This is a genomic window from Paenibacillus darwinianus, assembly GCF_000598065.1.
Classification (GTDB): domain Bacteria; phylum Bacillota; class Bacilli; order Paenibacillales; family Paenibacillaceae; genus Paenibacillus_I; species Paenibacillus_I darwinianus.
This window is the reverse complement of the sequence record NZ_KK082117.1, coordinates 1-3698: the sequence shown is the minus strand read 5'-3', so window position 1 is coordinate 3698 and position 3698 is coordinate 1. Positions and strand designations below refer to the sequence as shown.

Below are 3698 nucleotides of genomic sequence, written 5' to 3'. Positions count from 1 at the left end.
ACATGAAGCTTGCGGCGAACGGGTTCGAGACGGCGCGCGTTTTTGCCGGAACGGCGATCGTGGTGCTGTTCAGTCTGCTGCTGTTCGTTATCGTCGTGCTGGCGGAGCGTCCTTTCGTACGCTGGCAGCCTAAGCGGGAAGGGGGCAAGGCCGAATGAAGCCTGCGCTGGAAGTGAATGCGGTATCGAAGCGGTTCGACGGCGTTCCGGTGCTGGACGGAGTCTCGCTTACGGTCGGCGACGGCGAATTCGTGTCGCTCGTCGGGCCGTCCGGCAGCGGCAAAAGCACGCTGTTCCAGATTATCGGCGGTCTTGAGCGCCCCGAGGCGGGCAAGATTCGAATCGAAGGCCTGGACGTGACGGGCCGGAGAGGGCTGATCGCCTACATGCCGCAGCAAGCGTCGCTGTTGCCATGGCGAACCGTGGCCGGCAACGTCGGACTGGCGCTTGAAATTGCCGGCGTGAGCGTCGGCGACACCCGCCGCTTGACGCATGAATGGTTGGCGCGGGTCGGACTGGCGGACTACGCCGACGCTTATCCGCATGTGCTGTCGGGCGGTATGCAGCAGCGGGTATCGTTCGTGCGGGCGCTGTTGAGTCCGCGCCGTCTCATGTGCCTCGACGAGCCGTTCGGCGCGCTCGATGCGCTGACGCGGATGCATATGCAGCAGTGGCTGCTGTCGCTCTGGGAGGCGAACCGGCGGTCGGTGCTGCTCGTGACCCACAGCATCGAGGAGGCGCTGCTGCTGTCGGACCGGATTATCGTGTTGTCCGACAAGCCGGCTTCGGTGCTGAAGGAGATCGCGGTGCCTTTTCCGCGCCCGCGGGATGAGCGGTTATGGAGTTCTCCGGCTTTCAACGCGCTGAAGGAGGACATTTACGGGCTGCTTAAGCCGGCGGCGCACAGCGGTTTCTAGATCCGGCGAATGACCGTAAACCAATGGTTTCGAAGTGAATGGAGAGCATGGCAAATTGGATCAGGGGGCGTTGCGGGTGACGGAGGCGAAGTCGGAGCACTACGGGTACAAATGGGTCGACAGCCATATTCATCTGGATCTGTACGAAGAGCAGGAGGCGAAGGCGCTGCTGCGGGAAGCTTTTGCGGCAGGGATGGAAGCGGTTGTCTCCGTATCGATGAACCTGGCGTCCAGCCAGGCGAACCGGGAGCTCCGGCTGGCATATCCGGAGCAGATCATGCCGGCCTACGGCTTTCACCCCGAGCGGCCGCTGCCTTCGGCGGAAGAAGAGGAAGAACTGTTCGCGTGGATTCGCGAGCGGCATAGAGAGGGCGAGCCGTTCGCGATCGGCGAGGTCGGCCTGCCGTATTACACGCGGACGGAGGCCGAGGCCGCTGGGGAAGCATTCGATGAAGCGCCGTATCTTCGACTGCTGGAGCGGTTCGCGGCGCTGGCCGCCGAGCTGGAGCGGCCGATCGTGCTGCACGCCGTTTATGAGGATGCGGCCAAGGCGTGCGCGCTGCTGGAGAAATACGGCGTGCGGAGGGCTCATTTCCATTGGTTCAAAGGCCCGGAGGAGACGATCAGCCGAATGGCGTCGAACGGCTATTTCGTGTCGGTCACGCCGGACGTCGCCTACGAGGAGGAAATGACGGCTTTGGTCCGGCGCTACCCTGCGGACCGGCTCATGACCGAGACGGACGGTCCTTGGCCCTTTGAGGGACCGTACGAGGGAAGGCTTACGAGCCCGGTCATGGCGGCCGACGTCGTCCTGCGGATTGCGGAGCTTCGCGGAACGCTGCCAGCCGAGGAAGCGGCCAGGCTGCTCGCCAATGCCAAGGCTTTTTACGGAATTGGAGCCGGGCGCGCTACTTCATAAACAAACGTATCAGATACCAAATGAGCGATAGGGCGACACTGACGACGATGCTGGTCGCGATCGGGAAATAGAAGCGGACGTTTTCTTTTTCGACCGCGATATCGCCCGGCAGTCTGCCGAGAGGAATAGATTTGCCGACCATCATCCAGACGAGCCCGACGATGAAAAGAACGGCGCCGGCGGCCATCAGCAGCCTTGGAATCGAATTCATGCGATCACCTTTCCATGCTATTGCTTTTTCTCATATATTAACCCGGCGCGAGGAAGTAACGAAAGTGTAATCTAAAATTAATAATCGCCCTCATCAATCGACAGTTTCCGTACATACGCAAGCATATACTGGACTTGCACCTATACGTGTGAAAAACGATGGAGGGATTCGCAATGGGAGAGCAAGAACAGGTATTGAGCGGTCTGGAATTGTCCGAGGCGGCGGAGGAAACGGCAGCGGGCGGCGCGGAGCTGTACGAAACCGTCGAAGGGACGGGAGATGAGCGGGAAGCCGCTGATGAACCGGAGCAAGCGGTATCCGGCGAAGCCGCGGAAGACGCGGCGGCTGAGGAAAGCATCGCGGATGCGGACGCCGAAGAGGCCGAAGCGGAAGACGAAGACGAAGACGCGTAAAATCCCTCCCCCAAATCCAGTCATCCAGCCCTGTCGGTTGCCGGCAGGGCTTTTGCCGCCGCATAATTAAGGATGCAAAAAAACGTTCGGCGACAAAAAACCCTTCGTTAACAGTGCCGTGAGTCCATACAATGATGAACGCTTCTTTGCACTGTTACCATAGGGGGGGTTGCCGGCAGAGGCGACTGTTTTTAATAAATTGGACTAAGGTGTTTCTACCGCTTCTTCTTGTACGGTTTTGATCTGGATCATAACGGCTTGCGGGTCGGATAACACCATGACTCCATCCCGGAAAATAAGATCGGATACAAGAAGCTGATCGCCGATTGCAAGGCCGCTTATATCGACTTCCATGGTACTCGGCAATTTGTCCGGCATACAGCGAACCTCAACCTCGTACATTTCGACCTGCAGGACCCCTCCGGATTTTACGCCAACGGCCTCTCCGGCAAAGTGAATCGTCACCTTGCTGTTCATGCTTTCATTCATGTTCACATGGTGGAAGTCGATATGTATCAGCTTCCCCGTCAACGTATCCCGTTGAATGCTCTGGATAAGGACCGGCACGACACCCGCCTCGAACGAAGCTTGCAAGATTGCTCGCGGATTCTTCCTGAGCACATCAAGCACTTTTTTTTCATTCACTTCTACTGCTACCGTATCTTTGCCTCTCCCATATAATACAGCGGGAATGAGTCCCTGCTTTCTGCTTTGCTTCATTTGGGACTTGAATACACTCGCACGTTCATTTAACTGAATGGAGTTGCTCATATTGTTGCGCCTGCTCTCTTTTGACAATAAATTCTTGTCAAATACAGCGTATCATGACCGGACAATCTTGTCAAACGTTTGCCTTTTCTTATTTCTTATTCATATTCAATAAAAGGATCTGGAATTTCAATGCGATAGGCTTCCGCATCGCTGACGCCGACGGAAAGTATCGCCCGGCCATTGCCTAATCGTATGAGCCCGCCGCTGAATATAACATCCTCAAGATCCGGACGCTTCCCGGGTCCCCTCGGGAAATCGTTTCTGACCGCTATAATCTTCATTGGCGTTTTTTCGCAGGTTTCGGGGTTTATTGAAAAAACCATGGCATAGTAATGCTTATTTCGCTCACTATCGAAACAAGCGATATGACCCAGAACGCCAACATGGCCATTCTTTAGCAAATGCGCCTCGTTCGCGCCTCTATAATGGACTAAGAAAATCGGACAGCAAAAAAGGAGTTTCTTAGTT

The 3698-nt window shown here is 56.5% G+C and carries 6 protein-coding genes; 3 read left to right on the top strand and 3 right to left on the bottom strand.

Translation table 11 applies throughout. The features are described 5' to 3' along the window. The first annotated feature begins 154 nt into the window (after positions 1 to 154). Positions 155 to 916 (top strand): ABC transporter ATP-binding protein, encoded by a 762-nt coding sequence (locus tag BG52_RS01045; RefSeq protein ID WP_036666627.1) that lies wholly within the window; start codon positions 155 to 157, stop codon positions 914 to 916. Between the two features lie 76 nt (positions 917 to 992). After that, positions 993 to 1835: a TatD family hydrolase gene (locus BG52_RS01040; protein ID WP_036666625.1), complete on the top strand. Its 843-nt coding sequence runs from the start codon at positions 993 to 995 to the stop codon at positions 1833 to 1835. Here the strand turns inward: BG52_RS01040 and BG52_RS01035 are convergent. Next, complete coding sequence (locus BG52_RS01035; protein WP_036585406.1) at positions 1825 to 2046, bottom strand: DUF2905 domain-containing protein; 222 nt, start codon at positions 2044 to 2046, stop codon at positions 1825 to 1827. The two genes, BG52_RS01040 and BG52_RS01035, sit on opposite strands and share 11 nt — an antisense overlap. A gap of 173 nt (positions 2047 to 2219) precedes the next feature. Here BG52_RS01035 and BG52_RS01030 point away from each other — a divergent pair, with 173 nt between their 5' ends. Next, entirely contained in the window at positions 2220 to 2459 is a 240-nt protein-coding gene (locus tag BG52_RS01030) for a hypothetical protein (protein WP_036585409.1), read from the top strand. Positions 2460 to 2663: 204 nt separating this feature from the next. Here the strand turns inward: BG52_RS01030 and BG52_RS01025 are convergent, their stop codons facing one another. Together BG52_RS01025 and BG52_RS01020 are read right to left on the bottom strand one after the other, a co-directional pair. Next, the gene (locus BG52_RS01025; RefSeq protein ID WP_051588171.1) at positions 2664 to 3230 is read right to left on the bottom strand and encodes a 50S ribosomal protein L25; all 567 of its coding nucleotides are present in this window, start codon (positions 3228 to 3230) and stop codon (positions 2664 to 2666) included. 95 nt (positions 3231 to 3325) lie between these two features. Further along, positions 3326 to 3698, bottom strand: a 373-nt coding sequence (locus BG52_RS01020; RefSeq protein ID WP_036666623.1) for a DUF1861 family protein, incomplete at its 5' end; no start/stop codon positions are given.